The sequence below is a fragment of the Streptomyces sp. XD-27 genome (assembly GCF_030553055.1).
GTDB lineage: Bacteria > Actinomycetota > Actinomycetes > Streptomycetales > Streptomycetaceae > Streptomyces.
The window spans coordinates 799,981-820,821 of the sequence record NZ_CP130713.1 but is presented as its reverse complement, the minus strand read 5'-3'; the positions used below and the strand labels follow the sequence as shown (position 1 = coordinate 820,821).

21 protein-coding genes and 1 riboswitch are annotated in these 20,841 nt (G+C 72.8%); of the genes, 14 read left to right on the top strand and 7 right to left on the bottom strand.

What is annotated here, in order from left to right; all coding sequences use genetic code 11:
* Nucleotides 1-36: 36 nt before the first annotated feature.
* Together Q3Y56_RS03475 and Q3Y56_RS03470 are read right to left on the bottom strand one after the other, a co-directional pair.
* Entirely contained in the window at nt 37-867 is an 831-nt protein-coding gene (locus Q3Y56_RS03475) for a putative protein N(5)-glutamine methyltransferase (protein WP_304460497.1), read from the bottom strand.
* Between the two features lie 216 nt (nt 868-1,083).
* Entirely contained in the window at nt 1,084-2,127 is a 1,044-nt protein-coding gene (locus Q3Y56_RS03470; protein ID WP_304460496.1) for a zinc-dependent alcohol dehydrogenase family protein, read from the bottom strand.
* A gap of 234 nt (nt 2,128-2,361) precedes the next feature.
* Between Q3Y56_RS03470 and Q3Y56_RS03465 the strand changes: the two genes are divergently transcribed.
* The 4 genes from Q3Y56_RS03465 to Q3Y56_RS03450 all read left to right on the top strand — a co-directional run bounded on the left by Q3Y56_RS03465 (nt 2,362) and on the right by Q3Y56_RS03450 (nt 5,706).
* A complete protein-coding gene (locus Q3Y56_RS03465; protein ID WP_304460495.1) occupies nt 2,362-3,519 on the top strand; it encodes a site-2 protease family protein in 1,158 nt (385 codons plus the stop codon).
* A gap of 9 nt (nt 3,520-3,528) precedes the next feature.
* Entirely contained in the window at nt 3,529-4,170 is a 642-nt protein-coding gene (locus Q3Y56_RS03460; protein ID WP_304460494.1) for a protein-L-isoaspartate(D-aspartate) O-methyltransferase, read from the top strand.
* 160 nt (nt 4,171-4,330) lie between these two features.
* Entirely contained in the window at nt 4,331-4,924 is a 594-nt protein-coding gene (locus tag Q3Y56_RS03455) for a hypothetical protein (RefSeq protein ID WP_304460493.1), read from the top strand.
* A 92-nt stretch (nt 4,925-5,016) separates the two neighbouring features.
* Complete coding sequence (locus Q3Y56_RS03450; protein WP_304460492.1) at nt 5,017-5,706, top strand: class I SAM-dependent methyltransferase; 690 nt, start codon at nt 5,017-5,019, stop codon at nt 5,704-5,706.
* On the opposite strand, the gene Q3Y56_RS03445 is transcribed toward Q3Y56_RS03450, so the two are convergent.
* Nucleotides 5,696-7,753 carry a phosphocholine-specific phospholipase C gene (locus Q3Y56_RS03445; protein WP_304460491.1) on the bottom strand — a complete coding sequence of 686 codons (2,058 nt, stop codon included), beginning with the start codon at nt 7,751-7,753 and terminating at the stop codon, nt 5,696-5,698. The genes Q3Y56_RS03450 and Q3Y56_RS03445 overlap by 11 nt on opposite strands.
* Before the next feature lie 127 nt (nt 7,754-7,880).
* Entirely contained in the window at nt 7,881-8,462 is a 582-nt protein-coding gene (locus Q3Y56_RS03440; protein WP_304460490.1) for a histidine phosphatase family protein, read from the bottom strand.
* A 157-nt stretch (nt 8,463-8,619) separates the two neighbouring features.
* Nucleotides 8,620-8,704: riboswitch (cobalamin riboswitch) on the top strand.
* 60 nt (nt 8,705-8,764) lie between these two features.
* Here Q3Y56_RS03440 and Q3Y56_RS03435 point away from each other — a divergent pair.
* The 3 genes from Q3Y56_RS03435 (at nt 8,765) to Q3Y56_RS03425 (ending at nt 10,964) form a co-directional block, all read left to right on the top strand.
* Nucleotides 8,765-8,992, top strand: coding sequence for a CbtB-domain containing protein (locus Q3Y56_RS03435; protein ID WP_304460489.1), 228 nt, complete (start codon nt 8,765-8,767; stop codon nt 8,990-8,992).
* Between the two features lie 12 nt (nt 8,993-9,004).
* On the top strand, nt 9,005-9,856 hold the full coding sequence (locus Q3Y56_RS03430) for a CbtA family protein (protein ID WP_304460488.1): 852 nt from the start codon (nt 9,005-9,007) through the stop codon (nt 9,854-9,856).
* A gap of 118 nt (nt 9,857-9,974) precedes the next feature.
* Entirely contained in the window at nt 9,975-10,964 is a 990-nt protein-coding gene (locus tag Q3Y56_RS03425; RefSeq protein ID WP_304460487.1) for a DMT family transporter, read from the top strand.
* A gap of 70 nt (nt 10,965-11,034) precedes the next feature.
* On the opposite strand, the gene Q3Y56_RS03420 is transcribed toward Q3Y56_RS03425, so the two are convergent.
* A complete protein-coding gene (locus Q3Y56_RS03420) occupies nt 11,035-11,742 on the bottom strand; it encodes a GntR family transcriptional regulator (protein WP_304460486.1) in 708 nt (235 codons plus the stop codon).
* 265 nt (nt 11,743-12,007) lie between these two features.
* On the opposite strand from Q3Y56_RS03420, the gene Q3Y56_RS03415 reads away from it, so the two are divergent.
* From Q3Y56_RS03415 to Q3Y56_RS03390, 6 genes are all read left to right on the top strand, one after another.
* Nucleotides 12,008-13,360, top strand: coding sequence for a cytochrome P450 (locus tag Q3Y56_RS03415; protein WP_304460485.1), 1,353 nt, complete (start codon nt 12,008-12,010; stop codon nt 13,358-13,360).
* A gap of 80 nt (nt 13,361-13,440) precedes the next feature.
* Nucleotides 13,441-14,388 (top strand): terpene synthase family protein, encoded by a 948-nt coding sequence (locus tag Q3Y56_RS03410; RefSeq protein ID WP_304460484.1) that lies wholly within the window; start codon nt 13,441-13,443, stop codon nt 14,386-14,388.
* Between the two features lie 137 nt (nt 14,389-14,525).
* Nucleotides 14,526-14,828, top strand: a complete 303-nt coding sequence (locus tag Q3Y56_RS03405; RefSeq protein WP_304460483.1) for an EF-hand domain-containing protein — start codon at nt 14,526-14,528, stop codon at nt 14,826-14,828.
* Nucleotides 14,825-15,079 (top strand): EF-hand domain-containing protein, encoded by a 255-nt coding sequence (locus Q3Y56_RS03400; protein WP_304460482.1) that lies wholly within the window; start codon nt 14,825-14,827, stop codon nt 15,077-15,079. Before Q3Y56_RS03405 ends, Q3Y56_RS03400 begins: the two co-directional genes overlap by 4 nt.
* Nucleotides 15,080-15,207: 128 nt before the next feature.
* A complete protein-coding gene (locus Q3Y56_RS03395) occupies nt 15,208-16,005 on the top strand; it encodes a VOC family protein (RefSeq protein ID WP_304460481.1) in 798 nt (265 codons plus the stop codon).
* A gap of 84 nt (nt 16,006-16,089) precedes the next feature.
* Nucleotides 16,090-17,211, top strand: coding sequence for a CapA family protein (locus tag Q3Y56_RS03390; protein ID WP_304460480.1), 1,122 nt, complete (start codon nt 16,090-16,092; stop codon nt 17,209-17,211).
* 30 nt (nt 17,212-17,241) lie between these two features.
* On the opposite strand, the gene Q3Y56_RS03385 is transcribed toward Q3Y56_RS03390, so the two are convergent.
* Nucleotides 17,242-18,702, bottom strand: coding sequence for a DHA2 family efflux MFS transporter permease subunit (locus Q3Y56_RS03385; protein WP_304460479.1), 1,461 nt, complete (start codon nt 18,700-18,702; stop codon nt 17,242-17,244).
* A gap of 262 nt (nt 18,703-18,964) precedes the next feature.
* Here Q3Y56_RS03385 and istB point away from each other — a divergent pair, with 262 nt between their 5' ends.
* Nucleotides 18,965-20,260 (top strand): IS21-like element helper ATPase IstB, encoded by a 1,296-nt coding sequence (gene istB, locus Q3Y56_RS03380; protein ID WP_304460478.1) that lies wholly within the window; start codon nt 18,965-18,967, stop codon nt 20,258-20,260.
* Nucleotides 20,261-20,286: 26 nt separating this feature from the next.
* Here istB and Q3Y56_RS03375 read toward each other — a convergent pair whose 3' ends face one another.
* Nucleotides 20,287-20,457: a hypothetical protein gene (locus tag Q3Y56_RS03375; protein WP_304460477.1), complete on the bottom strand. Its 171-nt coding sequence runs from the start codon at nt 20,455-20,457 to the stop codon at nt 20,287-20,289.
* Between the last annotated feature and the right edge of the window lie 384 nt (nt 20,458-20,841).

Sequence of the window (20,841 nt, the reverse complement as noted above, 5' to 3'; positions counted from 1 at the left end):
CTGCCGGACAGAGGCGCCGGCCCGGGGCGGGGCCCGCTACGCGGGCCTGGTGCCGATGACCACGGTGGCGTCCAGCTCGTCGCAGGCGGCGACCCGGGTGACCAGGCCGCCGCGGGCGAGGGTCCGGGCCGTCAGCGGCGCCTGCCGCTCGCTGGTCTCGACCAGCAGGCTGCCGCCCGGCGCCAGCCAGCGCGGCGCCAGCGCGGCGACCCTCCGTTGGACGTCCACGCCGTCCGCGCCGCCGTCGAGCGCCACCAGCGGCTCGTGTTCGCGCGCCTCCGGAGGCAGCAGCCCGATCGCCTCGGTGGGGACGTACGGCGCGTTGGCGACCAGGACGTCGACGCGGCCGCGCAGCGCGGCGGGCAGCGGCTCGTAGAGGTCGCCCTCGTACACCCGGCCGCCGGCGGCCGCGACGTTGCGGCGGGCGCACCGCACCGCCGCCGGGTCGATGTCCGCGGCGTGCAACTCGGCCCGCCCCAGCGCCGCGACCAGCGCCGCGCCCACCGCGCCCGAGCCGCAGCACAGGTCCACGACGACGGCCTGCCGACCCTCGTGCCGCGGGGCGAGGGCCGCGGCCTGGTCCACCAGGAACGCGGTGCGGGGGCGGGGTACGAAGACGCCGGGGTCCACGGCTATGCGCAGGCCGCAGAACTCGGCCCAGCCGACGACGTGTTCCAGGGGCAGTCCGGCGACACGCCGGTCCACCATGGTGGCGAGATCGGACGGCGTCCGCGCCGCGGAGACCAGCAACCGCGCCTCGTCCTCGGCGAAGACGCAGCCGGCGGCCCGAAGCCTGGTGACGATGGCGGAGTGCGGAAGGGGAGAGATGACGGACGGATACGACGGACAAGAGGGGGAAACCGACACGGGAACCTTTCGGGAAGCCGACAGGGGGCTCCCTCGGTCACCTGAGCCGGTCGACCGTTCGGCCGCCGGAAGGGAGCACCCGACCTGATACAGCGGTAATGGGTCTCACCTCCTGGGTCGTTCGCTGCCGTTGCCGGGAACACTACCAGGGCGTTTGCGCGCGCACGGCGGCCGGGCAGGCCAGGGCGCCCGCCGCCGCGCCCTGTTGAGTCCCCTTCAGCCCTCGTCCGGCGTCAGCACCGCCACCCCGGTGACGCGGCCGCCCGCCAGGTCGGTCAGGGCGCGGTCGGCGCCGTCCAAGGGGTAGCGGGCCACGCGGACCGTGGGGCGCAGTTCGCTTGCGGCGGCCAGGAAGGTGCGGCCGTCCTCGCGGGTGTTCGCGGTCACGCTGCGCAGCGTCCGCTCCTGGAACAGATGGCGTGCGTAATCGAGGCGGGGCACGTCCGTGAGGTGGATCCCGGCGACCGCGAGCGTCCCGCCCCGGTCCAGCGCCTCCAGGGCGACCGGCACCAGCTCGCCGGCCGGAGCGAAGAGGATCGCGGCATCCAGCGGCTCCGGAGGCGGGCCCGCCCCGGCCGAGGCCGCGCCCAGTTCGAGCGCCAGCCGCTGCGACGGCTCCCCCCGGGTGACGACGTGCACGGTGGCGCCGCGCGCGATGGCGAGCTGCGCGGTCAGATGGGCGGACGCGCCGAACCCGTAGATGCCCAGCCGCCCGCCGGGCGGCAGATCGGCGCGCCGCAGCGCCCGGTAGCCGATGATGCCCGCGCACAGCAGGGGCGCGGCCTCGGCGTCGGGCCAGCCGGTCGGCAGCTGGTACACGTACCGGGCGTCGACGACCGTATGGGTGGCGAAGCCACCGTCGATGTCCCAGCCGGTGTACCGGGAGCGGGGGCACAGGTTTTCCCGGCGGGTCCGGCAGAAGTGGCACACGCCGCAGGTCCCGGCCAGCCAGGCGGCGCCCACCCGGTCGCCCGGGGCGAACCCCTCGGCGGCGGCCCCGACCGCCAGCACGCGGCCGACGATCTCGTGGCCGGGGGTGCAGCGCGGTCGCCGCGGCGGCAGGTCGCCCTCGGCCAGATGCAGGTCCGTACGGCACACCCCGCAGGCCAGCACCTCCAGCAGCAGGGCGTGCGGCCCGGGCGCCGGGACCGGGCGCTCCAGCAGCCGCAGCGGCGCGGAGGCCACGGGGCCGGGCCGCTCGACCACCCAGGCGACCGAGCTCGTGCCACCGCCGGAGTCGCGCATGCTGTCGCGCACCATGCTTCGGAGCCTACGGGCCCCGGCCCGGTACCGCTTCCCGCGCAGGTCGCCATGGCCACGCCGACTCCGCTGGACCGGAACGGCCCAGTCGGTTTTACTGAAAGTGACGAGGAGGACTAAACAGACGCGGAGTAGCGGAGAGATACCGTGCACCGCGCAATCCGGACCCGCGAGAAGTGGGTAGTCCTCCTCGCCTCATCTGTCCGCGGCCCCTCGGGGCCACGGTAGGGACATGTGGGAAGTGCCGTGCGGGCGACGTTCGTACTGGGGCGGATCGCCGGGGTCCGGATCGGGGTGCACTGGAGCGTCCTGGTCATCTTCGCGCTCATCGCCCTCGGCCTCGCCCAGGGCCGGCTGCCCGACGCCTACCCGGGCCATCCCTGGCCGGTGTACTGGGCGGTCGGGCTCGCCACGTCCGTGGTGTTCTTCGCCTCGCTGCTCGCCCACGAACTCGCGCACGCCGCGCTGGCCCGGCGCAACGGCATCGACGTGGAGGACATCGTCCTGTGGCTGCTGGGAGGCGCGGCGCTCATCAAGGCGGAGGCCAGGACGCCGGGCGCCGAGCTGCGCATCGCCGGGGTCGGCCCGCTGGTCAGCCTCCTCGCGGGCGGGTTCTTCGCGCTGGTGGCGTGGCTGCTCGACGCGGTGTCCGCGGCGGGGCTCGCCGTCGAGGCGGTGACGTGGCTCGCGGCGATCAACATCCTCCTGGCGGCCTTCAACGCCATCCCCGCCGCCCCGCTCGACGGCGGCCGGCTGCTGCGCGCCTTCCTGTGGTGGCGTACGGGCGACCGGGCGCGGGCGACCGCCGGGGCGACCGCGGCCGGGCGGGTCTTCGGCTGGTTCCTCGTCGTGGCGGGCCTGTACCTGTTCCTGCGCGGTGGCGCGGTCGGCGGCCTGTGGCTGGCGCTCATCGGCTGGTTCCTGGTCGCGGCCGCCTCGGCGGAAGGACGGCAGGCGCGGTACCAGGCGGTCCTCGCCGGCATTCCGGTACGGCAGGCGATGACACCGGACCCGGTCACCGTGCCGATCGGGCTCACGGTCGGGGAGTTCCTGGCGGAGCCGCGGTACCGGTACCGGCACTCGGCCTTCCCGGTGGCCGACGACGACGGCGCGCCGGCCGGACTGGTGACCGTGGACGCGGCCAAACGGGTGCCCGACGACCGGCGGGGCGCGATCGAGGTCGGCGCGATCATGCTGCCGCTGTCGCAGGTCACGGTGGTGGCACCGGACGATCCGCTGGCGGACCTGCTGACGCGCACGGAACCGGGCGGCGAGCATCCGGCGCTGGTGCTGGAGGGCCGCAGGCTCGTCGGGATCGTCACCCCCTCGGACGTCAACCGCACCGTGAACTGGCGGATGCGGCCGGACCCGCCCAGGCGGGGCGGCCGCTGAGGCGGCGCCATGGCCGCGCCCGCCGCCCCCGAAGACCTCGTCCGGGCCCTCCGCACGGCCGGCATCGCCGACCGGCGCGTGCTCGCGGCCGTGCGCGCGACGCCGCGCGCGGGGTTCGTCCCCACCGGCCACGTCGCGCTCGCCTACCGCGACGAGCCCGTGCCGATCGCGCACGGGCAGGTCACCACGCAGCCCTCGCTGTCGGCGAGGATGATCGAGGGCCTCGGCCTGAGCGGAACCGAGCACGTCCTGGAGGTCGGCACGGGCCTCGGCTTCCAGACGGCGCTGCTCGCCCGCCTCGCCGCCGATGTCGTGAGCATCGAGAGGTGGCCGGACCTGAGCGAGCAGGCGCGGCGCAATCTCGACCGCGCGGGGATCCGGCACGTGGAACTGCGCGTCGGGGACGGCAGCTGCGGTGTGCCGGACCGCGCCCCGTACGACGCCGTCGTCGTGTCCGCGGCGTTCCCGCACGTCCCTCCGCCGCTGGTCGAACAGCTCCGTACCGGAGGCCGCCTCGTCCAGCCCATCGGACCGGGCGGCGAGGAGGAGGTCGTGGCGTTCGAGCGCACCGGCGCGGGGCTGACGCGTCGGCAGCTCCTCACCTGGGCGAGGTTCGTCCGCCTGTACGGACGGCACGGCTTCCCGCCCTGAGGGGGGGCGGACGGCGTCGTGAGCGTGGCGGACCGCGCACCCCGGGCCTTGGGTGTGCCCCGGACGGGCCACCGGAATTGCCGCCCCCGGGGAGTTGCCCCGTAGTGGAGGGAGTGCGGTCCCCGGTCCGCAGGAGCCCGTGATTCCGCAGGAGCCCGTGATGAAGCACCCCGCCAGGCCCGGCCTCATGGTCACCGCCGCTCTGCTCGCAGCCGTATGCGCCGGATGCGGCGACGGTGACGGTAACGGCGACGAGGACACGACAGAGCCCCCCACGCCGACCGCCACCGGAGCCACCACGACCACCGCTCCTCCCACCAGCCCGCCCGCCTCCGAGGGGGCGGCCACCGTGACCGTACGCTCCGGCGACCTCGGCCGGATCCTGACCGACGGCAGCGGCCGCACGCTGTACCTGTTCGAGGCCGACACCTCGGACCGGTCGACGTGCTCCGGCGGATGCGCGGCCGCGTGGCCGCCCCTGATCACGTCCGGCAAGCCCAAGGCCGGGGAGGGGGTGGACGCGGGCAAGCTCGCCACCACGACCCGCAGCGACGGCAAGACCGAGGTCGTCTACAACGGCCACCCGCTGTACTACTACGTGGAAGACGACGAGCCCGGCGACACCGAAGGCCAGGGGCTCGACCAGTTCGGCGCCAAATGGTTCGTGCTCGACCCGGCGGGCGACAAGATCACGCGCGCCGAGCCGGACGACGACCAGGAGACCGACCAGGAGACCCGGCCCCCCGGCTACTGATCGCCCGGCTACCGCCCCCGGCTACTGCCCCCGGCTGCTGAGGCCCCCCCCGCGCCGGGCGGCCGCCCCGGCGGCCAGTAGGGTGCCGGTCCATGACCGAGCCGGACTTCCTGCGTACCACCCGAGCCTCCTACGACGCCGTGGCCGCCGACTACGCCGAGTGGGCCCGGGACGAACTCGCCACCAAGCCGCTGGAGCGGGCCCTGCTCGCCGGCTTCGCCGAGCTCGTCACCGCCCCCGGCGCCGGACCGGTCGCCGACATCGGCTGCGGCACCGGCCGGGTGACGGCCCATCTGCACGCCTTGGGCGTCGACGTGTTCGGGGTCGACCTGTCGCCGGGGATGCTCGACGTGGCCCGGCGGGCGCACCCGGGCCTGCGGTTCGCGGAGGGGTCGATGCTGGCCCTGGACCTGCCGGACGGCGGCCTCGGCGGAATCCTGGCCTGGTACTCGACCATCCACGTCCCATGGGAGCGGCTGCCGGAGGTGTTCGCCGAGTTCCACCGGGTGCTGGCGCCGGGCGGCCACGTGCTGCTCGGGTTCCAGGTCGGCGACGAGCCGCTGCACTTGGCGGAGGCGTTCGGGCAGACGATCGCGCTCGACTTCCACCGGCGGCGGCCGGACCGGGTCGCCGAGCTGCTGACCCGGGCCGGCCTGACGGTACGTGCCCGAACGCTGAAGGAGCGAGACGACGACGGCGACTTCCCGGAGCGTACGCCCCAGGGCTTCGTGCTGGCCCGCAAGCCGGTCGCCGCCGCGCCCCCGCCGCCGGTCAGCCCGTGATGATCGCCGGGTCGCTCACGCCGGGCGCACCGGTCTCGACGTGCCCGGCGAACCGGCGCAGGAACGCGCCGTCCGCGTCCGACACCACCGACAGGTCGTACCAGCGCTTGGTGCCGCGCAGGTCGACGGTGTGCGTCACCGTCGCCCCCGAGCGGACCGTGAAGGTGTCCTTCCGGCCGTCGTAGGCGTTGGTGACCGTCAGGTGGACGTCGGCGGTGCCCGCGTTCTTCATGGTCAGCGTGACGTTGCCGCTGCTCGCGACATGGCGCGCGGTCACCTCGGGGCCCGCCGCGGTGCCCGAGCCCTTGAAGGCGCGCAGGAACCCGTTGGGGCCGTGCACCGTCAGGTCGTGCTTCCCGCCCGAGTACGCCGAGTTCCAGGTGTCGGAGATCGTCTTGCCGGCGGCCGCGGTGTAGGTCCAGGGGCCGTCGGTGCGGTTGCCCGACGTGACGTAGAACTGCGCGCCCGCCTTGCCGCCCCCGCTGAAGGTGAGCGTGATGCGGCCCGTGGAGGCAGTGGCGGAGGCGTCCACCAGCGGCGCGTACGGCAGCGGGCGCGCCGGGCGCGAACCCGCCTCCTGCTTCGGCAGGGACCCGTTGGCGGGCGGCTTCGGCACGTAGTCGGGGTGCCGCTCGTGGTCCGGCGGCTCGTACGCGTCGGTGGCCGGCAGCGCGGCGGGCTGGGTGTCCTTGAGCCCGAAGTCGAAGGCCGAGGTCAGGTCGCCGCAGATGGCGCGCCGCCAGGGGGAGATGTTCGGCTCCTGCACGCCGAAGCGGCGCTCCATGAAGCGGATGATCGAGGTGTGGTCGAAGACCTCGGAGCAGACGAAGCCGCCGGTGCTCCAGGGGGAGACGACGAGCATGGGGACGCGCTGGCCGAGGCCGTAGGGGCCGGCGGCGTAGCTCGTGTTGCCGCCGAACCAGTCGAGCGCGGTGTCCACGGTGGACCGGCCCTGGGCGGCGGAGCCCGGCGGGAAGGGCGGCACGACGTGGTCGAAGTAGCCGTCGTTCTCGTCGTAGGTGATGAACAGGGCGGTCTTGCTCCACACCTCGGGGTTGGACGTCAGCGCGTCCAGGACCTGGGAGATGTACCAGGCGCCGTAGTTCGCGGGGAAGTTGGGGTGCTCGCTGAAGGCCTCCGGGGCGGCGATCCAGGAGACCCGCGGCAGCTTCCCGGCCTTCACATCGGCCCTGAGGCGGTCGAAGTAGCCGTCGCCGGCCTTCGCGTTGGTACCGGTGCGCGCCTTCTCGTAGAGCGCGTCACCGGGCTTGGCGTTCCGGTACTTGTTGAAGTACAGCAGCGAGTTGTCGCCGTAGTTGCCGCGGTAGGCGTCCTCGATCCAGCCCCAGTGGCCCGCCGCGTCCAGCCCGTCGCCGATGTCCTGGTAGATCTTCCACGAGATCCCGGCCTGCTCCAGCCGCTCCGGATACGTCGTCCAGTCGTATCCGGCCTCCTGGTTGCCCAGGACGGGGCCGCCGCCCTTGCCGTCGTTGCCGGTGTGGCCCGTCCACATGTAGTAGCGGTTGGGGTCGGTGGCGCCGATGAAGGAGCAGTGGTAGGCGTCGCAGACGGTGAACGCGTCGGCGAGCGCGTAATGGAACGGGATGTCCTGGCGGGTCAGATACGCCATCGTGCCCGCCGACTTCGCGGGTATCCACTGGTCGTACTTGCCGTTGTTCCAGGCCTTGTGGCCGCCCGCCCAGTCGTGGTCGAGGCCCGCGATGAACTGCATGCCGAGGTCCTCGGCGTCCGGGTGGTAGGGCAGCACCTCCTTGGTGCCGTCCTGCTGGTGCCAGACCGACTTGCCGCTGGGCAGCGTCACCGGGCGCGGGTCACCGAACCCGCGTACGCCCTTCAACGAGCCGAAGTAGTGGTCGAAGGAACGGTTCTCCTGCATCAGCACCACGACGTGCTCGACATCCTCGATGGTGCCGGAGCGCCGCTTGGCGGGGATGGCGGCGGCGCGGTCGATGCTGCTCGACAGCGCCGCGTAGCCCGCGGTCGCGCCGGCGATCTGGAGGAAGCGCCGCCGATTGAGTTCAGCCATGAGTGAGGGTCCTCTGGGGGTCGTCATGGAACGGTCGGGCTCGGGAGAAGCCTTGAACGTTTCTGCGGGTCCGTGTCGACGGGAGAGTGCTCTGCCAATGGCCGTCGGGAGAACGGTGGGGCAAATCTCATCGGCTCACAAGACGTCCGCACTGGATGTTCCAACGCTGGGCGCGGCCGCTGAGCTCGGTGGCGGTGAGCGGGCGGACGTCCACGCGCCAGAAGGCGAGGTCGGGCGCCGACAGGACGTGGACCACGGCGGCGCGCACGACGTCCGGCTCCACGACGGCGACGACACGACCGCCCCCGTCGGGCAGGGCGTCGGGCAAGGAGTCCAGCCACGCCCCGACGCGCAGGCGGACATCCCGCAGCGACTCACCGCCGTGGGGCGAGGCGGTCGGGTCCGTCAGCCAGGCCGCGACGGCCTGTTCCTCGGCCGCCGCGACGGCGTCCAGCCGCTGCCCGCGCCAGCGCCCCATGTCGCAGGTGGCGAGTTCGGCCAGCGGCTCGGCGGCCAGCCCGAGAGCCCGCGCGGTCTCGCGGCAGCGCAGGCCCGGCGAGGCGTACGCCTGGCGGTCCGTGCCGAACGCGCCCGCCGCGGCCTCGGCGTGCGCCAGGCCGGCCGGATCCAGCGGGCTGTCGTGGTCGAACCGGACCTCCCGAAGCGCCTCGCTCGTCGCGGGGGAGACCAGAGTGACCCGTACCGTCATCGCCGTCCTTTCCCTTTCTTTTGCTGCCATTTCGCTCGCGGCACCTTACTCATGGGGGGCGCCATGGGGGCGCACGGTAGTGATACAGGACTCAAGGGGTTGGCCGAAACCGTGTGTCGCGGTACGGTCACGGCGACAATTTCGACGACGGCGAGACGGAAGTCCGGTGGAACTCCGGCACGGTCGCGCCACTGTGAGCCGTATGCGGGCCCCACCAGGGGGGACGCCGCGGTGAGTCAGACCCGTGGACCGTCGTCGCGCACCACCGTATGGGACGCGTGTTCCCCAAGGAGGTATCTGACATGGCCGAGGCTGTCGTCTCCGCTGCCGTATCCACCCCGTCCGTTTCCGCGCCGGCGGCCCTGCCCGTCCGCGCCGTCCTGCCCTGGGCGGTGTTCGTCGGCGTCCTGATGCTCGTCGCGCTGTACTTCGTCGGTGCCGAGCAGGGCGCCACCTCCGTCTTCTCCGGCGCCGGAGTGCACGAGTGGGTGCACGACGGACGTCATCTGCTCGGCTTCCCCTGCCACTGAGAGGCGACGTACGTGTACGCCTCTACTGTCAGAGGACTCCTGGTCCGCGGCATGCTCGCGGGCCTGATCGCCGGACTCTTCGCCTTCGCGGTGGCCTATGCGGTGGGTGAACCGCCCGTCGACGACGCCATCGCGGTGGAAGAGGCCCAGTCCGCACCCGCGGCGCACGCCGGACACGGCGGGCATGCCGAGTCCGGCGGGCACGCCGGCCATCACGGCGACGCGGCCGAGCCGGCCGGAGAGGAAGAGGAGGAACTGGTCAGCCGGTCGACCCAGTCGACGGCCGGTCTGGCCACCGGCGTCCTGGTGTACGGGGTCGCGCTGGGCGGCATCGCGTCCCTGGCGTTCTGCTTCGCGCTGGGCCGCGCGGGCCGGTTCAGCGCCCGCGCGACCGCGGCCCTGACGGCGGCCGGTGCCTTCACCACCGTCTACCTGGTGCCGTTCCTGAAATATCCGGCCACGCCACCCGCGGTCGGCAACCCGGACACCATCGGCAAGCGCACCACGCTGTTCTTCCTGATGATCCTGCTCAGCGTGCTGCTGGGCGTCGCCGCGATCATCCTCGGGCGGCGGCTGGCACCCCGTCTGGGGAACTGGAACGCGACCCTGGCCGCCGGAGGTGGCTTCATCGCCGCCGTGGCCCTCGCGTTCGTGTTCCTCCCCGGAAACGGCGACGCCGTCAAGGACTCCTTCCCCGCCGACGTGCTGTGGGAGTTCCGGCTGGCTTCGCTGGCCATCCAGGCCGTGCTGTGGACAGTCTTCGCGATCGTCTTCGGCGTCCTGGCCCACCGGGCCCTGACTCCGCGCGCGACCGGAGCCGAGGCCGAGGTGACGGCGCGGCAGGAGGCGCCCGCTCTCGGCTGACCCGCACAGGCGCAGCCGGCACGCACAAGGCCGCGGCCCCGCCGCCCCGTTGAGGGCTCCGGCGGGGCCGCGGCATATTTCGTTGAGCGCCGAAAGGTATCGGCCATAGCGTCAGCACATGAGAACTTCGCCGGACACCGGCCGTCACAAGGAATGGCTCGCGCTGGCCGCGGCAGGCGTCACCGTCGTGTCGTGGGCCTCGGCCTTCGTCTCCATCCGCAGCGCCGGTTCCGCCTACTCGCCGGGAGCGCTGGCACTGGGGCGGCTGCTCGCCGGAACGCTGGTGCTGGCCGCCATCAGCGTCGTACGTCGCACGGGGTGGCCGCCGCGGGCCGCCTGGCCGGGCATCGCCTGCTCGGGACTCCTGTGGTTCGGCGCCTACATGGTCGTGCTCAACTGGGGCGAGCGGGAGGTCGACGCGGGCACGGCGGCCATGGTCGTCAACATCGGCCCGATCCTCATCGCGCTGCTGAGCAGCCGACTGCTGGGCGAAGGGCTGCCGCGGCAGCTGCTGGCGGGCATGACGGTGTCCTTCGCCGGGGCGGTGGTGGTGGGCGTCTCCATATCCGACAGCGGCGGCGCGTCCGTCCTGGGCGTCCTGCTCTGCCTGCTGGCCGCGGTGTGCTACGCGGCCGGTGCCGTCTCCCAGAAGCCCGCGCTGCGGCACACCGGGGCGCTCCAGGTGACCACGTTCGGCTGCCTGATCGGGACGGTGGCCTGCCTGCCCTTCGCCGGGACGCTCGTGACGGAGGCCGCGCACGCCCCGCTGTCCGCGACGCTCAACATGCTCTATCTGGGCGTCTTCCCCACCGCCCTGGCCTTCACCACCTGGGCCTTCGCCCTGGCCCGCACCACCGCGGGCCGGATGGCCGCCACGACCTACGTGGTCCCTGCGCTGGTCGTCCTCATGTCCTGGCTGGTCCTCGACGAGGTCCCGGGACCACTCACGCTGGCCGGTGGCGCCCTGTGCCTGGCCGGAGTGGCGGTCTCGCGCCGCCGCTCCCGCGCGGAGCGGCCGACGCCCACGGAAAGCGCCGGGACCGTCGGGAACGAGGAGAGCGCCGAGACCGGCGACGACGCCGCGGAGCGCGGAGCCCGCGTCACCTGAGCCGCCGTCGGCGGGCGCGGTGCCCGCGTCGCCTGAGCCGATGTCGGCGGGCGCGACCCTCGCTGCGCCGTCAGCCCGTGCCCAGCGCGCGCTTGGGGCGCTTCCCCCGCTCCTCGCGGCCCGCGGCCCACAGCGAGCGGACATGGCTCAGGTGCCGGGTCATGCACGCCTCCGCGCCCTCGACATCGCCGGCCAGCATGAGGTCGAGGAGTTCCAGGTGCTCCTCGGCGGACGGCAGGAGCTCCCCGCGCTCGTCGAGTGCCGTCAGGCCGTAGAGCCGGGAGCGCTTGCGCAGCTCTCCGACGGCCTCGACGAGGCGCTCGTTGCCGGCGAGGCCGAGCAGGGTGAGGTGGAACCGGCGATCCGCCTCCAGATAGCCGATGAGGTCGTGCTCACGGGCGGCGCGGACGATCTCCTCGGCCACGGGGCGGAGCGCCTCGAGCGCCTCGCGCGGGGCGCTGCGCGTGATCCGGCCGACGGTCGGGACCTCGATCAGGGTACGGATCTCCGTGTACTGGTCGAGGTCGCGCTCATTGACCTCGGTGACCCGGAAGCCCTTGTTCCGCACCGGCTCGACCAGGCCCTCGCGCGCCAGGTCGAGCATGGCCTCGCGCACGGGGGTGGCGGAGATGCCGAAGTCCGCCGCGAGCCCCGGCGCGGAGTAGACCTCGCCGGGGCGGAGCTCGCCGGAGATGAGGGCGGCGCGCAGGGCATGGGCGACCTGGTCACGCAGCCGTTCCTGCGCGGTGATGAGGTTGGTCTGCTTCAGGTGCCCCATGTGATTCCTCCGTGCTGCCGCGGATCATCAGCGTACAATGTCACGTTGCTCCGCCGCCGCCGTCCGGGTGCGCCGTCCACCCGCGCCTTCCGTCCGTGCCGCGGCGCCCTGTATCAACTCCCCCTGCCGGCGGACCGGTTACCGCCCACGGCGGATGAATGTGCGAAGTCATCCCCGAAGTGCTGAAAGAGCCGGATTGTTCGGTTGATCTTCTTTCACGGTGAGTATCTGTATGACGACCCCCCCAGTCGTGGAAGGTGAACGCGTGGGCACCGTGATCGCGTCCAGCGGCCCCCTCGTGGTGACGGCCCCCGGCCGGATCCCCGGTCTGGGCCACGCCCTGCCGCTGCTGCGCGACCCGCTCGGCTTCCTCGCCTCGCTCTCCCGGCTCGGCGGTGTGGTGCGGATCCGCCTCGGCACCCGGCCGGTGTACGTCGTCACCGACCCGGCGCTCGTGCACAGCCTGCTGGTGACCCACGCGCACGCCTGTCCGCGCGGCTCGGTGCACGAGACGCTCAAGGGAGCCTTCGGGGACGGCCTGCTCATGACCGACGGAACGTTGCACCGCTTCCGGCGCCGCGCCGTGCAGCCGGTGTTCACGCAGGGCCGCATCACCCGGTACGTCCCCGTGATGCGGGACGTGGTGCGCGAGCGGATCGACCGGTGGCGGCCGGGCCAGGTGCTCGACGTCAGCGTGGAGACCCACCACCTCGCGCTGGAGATCGTCACCTCGGTGCTCTTCGGCACCCGGCTGCCGGACGGCGCCGCCACCGCGTTCCAGCGGGCCCTGCCGGAGGTGGTGAAGGGGCAGATCCTGCACTCGCTGTACCCCTGGCCGGTGCTGGCCCGGCTGCCGCTGCCGGTCAACCGCCGCTTCACGGCGGCCGTCGCGGCCCTGAACGGGGTGGTCGACCAGGTGGTCCGGGACCACGAGCCGGGATCCGACACCCTCCTCTCCGTCCTGCGGGCCACCGTCGACCCCGAGACCGGGGAAGGCTTGCGCGAGCGGGATGTGCGGTCCGAGGCCGTCACCATGCTCGGAGCGGGCACCGAGACCGTCTCGACCACACTGGCCTGGCTCTTCCACGAGCTGCTGGAGCATCCGCACATCCACGCCCGGGTCCAGGCCGAGGTGGACGAACACCTCGCGGGCGCCGAGGAGTTCGGCGCGGACACGGTGGAACGGCTCACGTACACCCGGCGCGTGATCCACGAAGTGCTCCGGCTCCACACCCCCAACGCCTTCCTGACCCGCATCGCGACCCGGCCCCTGCGGCTCGGCGGCTACCGCGTCCCGGCCGGCACCGAACTCCTCTACAGCCTCACCGCACTCCACCGCGACCCCGCCCGCCACCCGGACCCGCTGCGCTTCGACCCCGACCGCCCACCGCCCGGATCCGGCGCGGGCGACCCCTCCCGCCACGGCTATCTGCCCTTCGGCGCGGGCAGGCACAAGTGCGTCGGCGACACCTTCGCCCTGGCCGAACTCGTCGTCGCGGCGGCGACCGTCCTCAGCCGCTGGCAGCTGATCCGCGTCCCCGGGACCCGGGCGCGCGAGGTCGTCTGGACGACCGTCCAGGCCCAGGGTCTGCACGTCACGGTCGCCCCGCGCCGGTAGCCCCCCGCCCCCCGATGCGGTCTCCGCCAGCGATGCGACACGTCAGCGACGCGATACGCCAGCCATTCAGGAAAAGCACCGTGGGACAGCGCCTCGACCTTCCCCTGCCGGACGTGCCGGCGAGCGCCGGAACGGCACACGCCGCGCGGAAGAACGCCGCCTGGATCGCGCGGCACCAGCTCCTCGCCGGCGAGGAGGAACTGCGCCGGCACCTCTCCTTCGACCTGCCGCGGCTGATCGTCTCCTCCTATCCGCACGTCGCGGGACCCGACCTCGACCTGCTGGTGGACATCCTGAGCTGGTTCACCGTCGTGGACGACCTGTTCGACGGGCCGGCCGGCCGGTCGGTCGCGGCGGCCCGCGCCCTCGTCACGCCGCTCACCGCCGTACTGCGCGCCGCCGGCACGAGCCGGCCGCCCACCGGTGACGCGCGGACCGGTCCGGAGCCGGCATGGCGGGATCTGTGGCACCGGCAGGCCCATGACATGACCGGCGCGTGGCGGGATCGGGCCGCCGGCGAATGGGATGACTGCCTGGTGACGTTCGTCCAGGAAGCGGCCCACCGCGAGGCGGGGACCGTGCCCACCGTCGAGGAGGGCATCCGGCTGCGCCGCCACTCCAGCTGCCTGTACCCCTTCATGAACATGCTGGAGCGGGTGACCGGAGAGGAACTGCCCCCGGCGCTCTTCGAGGACCCGCTCTTCCGGCGCCTGCGCGCGAACACCGCGGACGCCGCGACGTACATCAACGACCTCTTCTCGCTCGAACGCGAGGAACGGCGGGCCCAGCCGTTCAACATGGTGCGGATCCTCCAGGCCCGATGCGGGCTGCGGCGGGACGAGGCGATCGCGGCCGTCCGCGGCCAGGTGCACCGGCTGCTGCGGGACAGCGCCGAGTCGCGCACCAGGCTGACGGCCGCCCATCCGGCCGCCCGGTCGTATCTGGACGGCACGGCCGATCTCATCACCGGTGTGTACGCGTGGACGTCGAACACCCGTCGCTACCGGCACCCCGCCGCGGACCGTTAGTCGCGGATTCCCTCGTTCGTGGGGCGTACGAGGTAAACCGGGACGGGTAGTTCACAACCGCAACCTAATGAGTTCTGCGGCGGAAAACCGCGCAGACCCCACTCCCGTCCGACCGACCCCGCTCCAAGGTGAGGCACATGACCGACGACGAGAACGTTCTCGACATCAAGCTGGACCGCTCGTTCGACATGCTCGACGCCGACGGCGACGGGAAGTTGGAGGAGCAGGACCTGCTGGTGCTGGCCGGCAGACTGGGCGGGGCATTCGACGTGGACGCCAAAGGTCCCATCGAACGCCTGCAGCGCGCCTTCGCCGCGCTGTGGGAGGCCGACCTCAAGAACATGGACACGGACGGCACCGAGACGATCGACCGGGAGGAGTTCCGCTCCGGCGTGCGGCGAGCGGTGGACGTCGACCGCGAGGGTTCCTCGGCCGCATGACGCAGATGCTGGAGGCGTGGCTGGACATCTGCGACAGCGACAAGGACGGGCGCATCAGCCTCGACGACTTCATCACCATGTACGCCAAGACCCTGGCGCTGTTCCCCGACAGCCTCGCGGAGGCGTTCACCCGGCTCGACACCGACGGCGACGGCATGCTGAGCCGCGGCGAGATCCACCGCGCGGTCGAGGAGTACTACACCAGCGAGGAGCCGCACACCCCCGGGAACTGGCTCTTCGGCCCGCTCTGAAGCGCCCCGGCGGTGAGCGGCCCGGCCGCGGCGGCCGCGCGCCGGCCGGCTTGCCGCGCGGTGCGGCGGCGGACTGACTAGCGTGAAAAGCCAGGACATCCACCCACCGAGCAGCAGGGAGCGAAGCCATGGCCGCACCACCGGAAGGCACCCCGTGCTGGGCCGACGCGATGTTCGCCGACGTGGAGGGCGCCAAGAGCTTCTACGGGCACGTGCTGGGCTGGACCTTCGGGGAAAGCGCCTCGGAGTACGGCGGTTACACACAGGCGTACTCCGACGGCAAGGCCGTCGCCGCCGTCGTCCCCCCGATGCCCGGCAGCGAAGGCCAGTCGGCCTGGTGCCTGTACTTCGCGTCGCCCGATGTCACCGCCACCGCCGGAAGGATCCGCGACCACGGCGGCCAGGTGGTGATGGAGCCGATGCGGGTCGGCGAGTTCGGCTCGATGCTGCTCGCTCGGGAGCCCAGCGGCGCGGTCTTCGGCGTGTGGCAGGCCGGCACCCACGAGGGCTTCGAGAAGAGCGGTGGGCCGGGCGCGTACTGCTGGGCCGAGGTCTTCACCCGCGACCCCGGCAAGCCGGACGCCTTCTTCCCCGCCGTCTTCCCGTTCCGCGTCCAGCGCATGGCGGACGACGCCATCGACTACAAGATCTTCCAACTGGGCGGCGACCCCGTCCTGGGCCGCATGAAGATGGGGGACGAGTTCCCGCCCGAGATCCCGCCGTACATCCAGGTGTACTTCGGCGTCGAGGACTGCGACGCGGCGGTGGCCCGGGCCGCCGAGCGCGACGGGATCCTGCGCTTCGGGCCCATGGACACCCCGTTCGGCCGGTTCGCGGCGCTGTCCGACCCGCAGGGAGCGGCGTTCTCCGTGATCGACATGGGCACGAAGCGGGGAGACCTGCCGACCATGGTCGACGAGTCCTGAGCGCCCGCGGGCCCGGGCCCGCGCACCGGGGACGGCCGCGCCGCCGCGGTTGGGGATCCCGGGATACGGTCCTAGCCTGGGGGAGTGCGAGGTGACCTGGTCACGTTGTCCCTCTGCGGTGACGTGATGCTCGGCCGCGGCGTCGACCAGATCCTTCCGCATCCCGGCGACCCGGTGCTGCGGGAGAACTGGGTCAAGGACGCCCGCGTCTACGTCGACCTGGCGGAAGCGGCGAACGGGCCGATTCCGCGCCCGGCCGACTTCTCCTGGCCCTGGGGCGACGCGCTGGCCGTGCTCGACGAGGCCGCCCCCGACGCCCGGGTGATCAACCTGGAGACCAGCGTCACGCGGAGCGACACCTTCGCGCCGGGCAAGGACATCCACTACCGGATGCACCCCGACAACGTGCCGTGCCTGGCCGCCGCGCGCCCCGACGTCTGCGTCCTGGCCAACAACCACGTCCTGGACTTCGGCCACGCCGGACTGGAGGAGACCCTCGACACCCTGGCCGGCGCGCGGCTGCGCACGGCGGGCGCCGGACGGGACGCCGACCGGGCGCGGCGCCCCGCCATCGTCCCCGTCGGCGACGGCCGGCGGGTGCTGGTGTTCTCCGTCGGGCTGCCCTCCAGCGGCATCCCGCGGCGCTGGGCGGCGACGGACGACCGCGGCGGGGTCGACCTCGTGGCCGAGCTGTCGGACGCCGCCGCGGACGCCGTGGTCGACCGGGTACGGGAGACCAGGCTGCCGGGCGACGTGGCGGTCGTCTCCGTCCACTGGGGCTCCAACTGGGGCTACGAGGTCCTCCGCGACCAGGTCCGCTTCGCACACCGGCTGATCGACGGCGGGGTGGACGTGCTGCACGGCCACTCCTCGCACCACCCCCGCCCGCTGGAGGTGTACGAGGGGAAGCTGATCCTTTACGGCTGCGGCGACTTCGTCGACGACTACGAAGGGATTACCGGCTACGCGCAGTACCGGGACGACCTGCGGCCGCTGTACCTCGTGTCGGTGGAGTCCGGCACCGGCAGGCTGAGCCGACTGCGGATCGTCGTCCTGCAGGCCCGGCGGATGCGGCTGTGGCGCGCCTCGGACGAGGACGCCGGGTGGCTGCGGGCGGTGCTGGACCGGGTCAGCCGCGGCTTCGGCACGCGTATCGGCTCCGAGCCGGACGGCGCGCTCACGCTGTGGCGGCCGGGAGAGGCGTGAGGCTCTCCCGGCCGCGGCGGCGCGCTCCGCTCAGACGTGGGCCGCCGTACGGTCCTCGACGGGCGGCCGCACCGCGGTGCCCGCCGGCTCCACCGGGTCCGCCGTGCGGCGGCGGGGCAGGCGGAGCGCCGGGAGGAGGGCGGCGAGCATGAGTGCCACGGTCCACAGGTAGGTCTCGGCGAACGGCTCGGCCCGGGTGGGAACGGCGCTGCCGCCGGTGCCGTTGGCGGAGAGCATGACCGAGAAGAACGCGATGCCGATCGACGCCCCCGCCTGGGAGGTGATCTGGAGCGCCGTCGACGCCGACGGGGCGTCGTCCGGGGAGAGGCCGCGGGTGGCGGCGGCCATCGTCGGCATCATGGTCAGGCCCACTCCGGTCCCCATGACGGCCAGGGAGCCGGCCAGCCGCCAGTAGGCGGCGTCCTCGGCCAGGTGCAGGCTGAGCAGCGCCACCCCGAGCGCTGCCAGGGCGATGCCGGTGGTGACGAGCAGGCGCGGGGACACCTTGTCCGACAGCCGTCCGGAGACCTGCATGGTCACGCCGGCGGCGAGCGCCAACGGAGCGCCCATGAGCCCGGAGGCCACGACGGACTCGCCCCGGACGATCTGGAAGTACATCGGAAGCAGCAGCATGCTGCCGAAGTAGCCGACGACGAACAGGAACAGGGTCGCCGCCCCGGCCGCGAAGGCCCTGTCGCGGTACAGCCGCAGGTCGATCAGCGGGTGCGGGGACCGCTGGGCCCGCACGACGAAGCCCGCGACCAGCGCGGCGCCGAGCAGCGCCGGGAGCAGCACGTCGAGCGAGCCGACGTCGCGGCGCTCGGCGCCGGTCGACACCCCGTAGATGAATCCGGCCAGGCCCGGGGAGAGCATCAGCAGGCCGGGGACGTCCAGCCGCCGGCCGGGCGCGCCCTGCGTCCGCGGGAGGATCCGGGCGGCCAGGAGGAACGCGGCGATCCCGACAGGGACGTTGATGGTGAACATCCACCGCCAGGAGAACGAGTCCACCAGCCAGCCGCCCAGGATCGGGCCCGCGAGGGGACCGATGAGGATCGGGATGCCCATGATGCTCATGATCCGGCCCATGGTCCGCGGGGTGGCGGCGCGCATCATGATCGTCATGCCGGTCGGCGTGATCATGCCGCCGCCCAGCCCCTGGACCACCCGGAAGGCCACCAGCGACTCGGCCGACCAGGCCAGTCCGGCCAGCAGCGAGCCGAGGACGAACAGCAGCAGGGCCGTCATGTAGACCCGCTTGGTGCCGAAGCGGTGGATCGCCCAGGCCGTCACGGGGATCACCGCGGCCAGGGCCAGGGAGTAGCCGGAGGCCACCCACTGGATGGTGGAGAGGGACACGTCGAAGTGCTCGGCCAGCGGATGCATGGCGACGTTCACGACGGTCACGTCCAGCACCGACATGATCGAGCCGAGGGAGACGACGGAGGCCAGCGCCGCGATGCGCGGTGCGGCGGCTGGGGACGTGAGGGGCATGGGGGAGCCTCGGCTTTCGGTGACCCGTGGTCGGCGGGCCCGGGTGCCCGCCGTGTCACGAGGTTCGGACATGAACCAAGGTTCAAGTCAAGGCGGCCGGTGTCGACCGTGCACCCTTCACCCTTTGGTCACTTTTTCGTACTGAACTCCTATTCACTCCAACGGGTGTTGTGAATTCAGACTTTCAACGGACAGACCCGACAATGGCGGGAGCGTCCGCTGTCACGCCACCCCCCTGGAGATGCCGTTGCGTCGTCACGACATGCCCGCGTCGCCCAAGACGGACCTGAGGAGCTACTCCGCTCCCTCCCTCGGATACGCGCTGTTCGCCACCCGATGGCTCCAAGCCCCGCTGTACTTCGGGCTGGTGGCCGCGCAAGGCGTGTACGTCGTCAAGTTCTTCTCCGAGCTGTGGCACCTGGTCCGGCATGTCATCAGCGGTCACGCCGACGAGACCCACGTCATGCTCGCCGTCCTCAAGCTTGTCGACGTGGTGATGATCGCCAACCTGCTGATCATGGTGATCGTCGGCGGCTACGAGACCTTCGTCTCGCGCATCGGCCTCCAGGGGCACCGGGACCAGCCCGAGTGGCTCTCGCACGTCAACTCCAACGTGCTCAAGGTGAAGCTCGCCACCGCCATCGTGGGCATCTCCTCGGTCCACCTGCTCCAGATGTTCGTCGACGTCGACCACACCTCCCAGCACTCCCTGCTGTGGGGAACCGTGATCCACATGGCGTTCATCGCCTCAGCCGCGATCCTGGCGTACATGACCGGTCCCATGGACACACGCGGCACGGGCCCCGCAAGACCCGCCCGCGCGGGAGGTGCGAACGTCACGGAAGGCTCCGACCATGCCCGCGGCCTCGCCGCACTGCTCCCGGCCCAGCACCCGGCGGCGCTGCCGGCCGGGCCCGAGGGCCTCGCCGCCGCGCAGGAGGCCTCCGGCGCCGAGTCCCGCATCCGCGCCGCGGGGTTCCCGGCCCGTAAGACGCTCCAGGAGTTCGACCACGGCCACCAGCGGTCCCTCGACTGGGAGTCCGTCTCCCGGCTGGGGACGCTGGACTTCGTCAAGGCCAGGGAGAACCTGCTCCTCGTCGGCCCGCCCGGCACCGGCAAGACGCATCTGGCCACCGCGCTGGGCCTGCGCGCCTGCCAGGCCGGGCACGACGTGCTGTTCGCGACCGCCACCGAGTGGGCGGCCCGGCTGAGCGAGGCGCACGCCGCGGGCCGCCTGGCCGAAGAACTGGCCGGGCTGGACGACTACGCGCTGCTGATCGTCGACGAGATCGGCTACGTCCCCTTCGACGCGGAGACGGCCAACCTCTTCTTCCGGCTCGTCTCCCACCGCTACGAGTGGGCCTCGCTGATCGTCACCAGCGACAAGCACCTGGACCGCTGGACGGAGGTCTTCGGCGACAACGCCGTCACCTCCGCCATGGTCGACCGCCTCGCCCACCATGCCGAGATCGTCGCCCTCCAGGGCGACAGCTACCGCACCCGCGGCCGCGGCGCCGGACCCGATCCCGTGCTCTCGCCCTCCGTCAACGGCCGATGAGCACGGCGCCCGGGTCCGCCCCGGCGTCAGGCGTCCAGCAGCCAGGCGACGAGGGCACGCACCGCCCCGGAGACGACCGCGGCGGCGAACTGGCCGATCAGGGGCAGGCGCCCGCCGCGATCGGTGTCGGCGGCCCGGTGGCGGTCGCGGACGGGGCGGCGGCGGTGCGAGGTCTTGGTGGGGCCGATGACGGTCATGGCGGTCTCCTTCACGAGGCAGGCCCGGCCGGTGCGTTGCGGGGGCTTCCCGGTGGCGGCTGTCCGCCGGGAAGGCCGGAAGGCGGGGGCGGGGCAAGGGAGAAGACGCTGGGGGGAACTGGGTGAACCTGTGAGCGCGTTACGAGGCGGAGGCCCGCCCGGCGCTGTGCCGACTGCTCGCTGCGTCCTCGCGTGGACCAGCGGAACTCCTGACCGGGTCATTCCCGACCATGCGGGAATAACAGCATGATGGGCCGTGGGAGTGCGCCATCGCAGGTCGGCGCGCGTCGTTGACGTGAATTCCCCCGCTCGGTCTAAGAATTCCCGGCCCAAGGGGAAGTCAGGTCCCCCGGAGCGTCGCGGAACTCCTGCCAAGTGCCTACG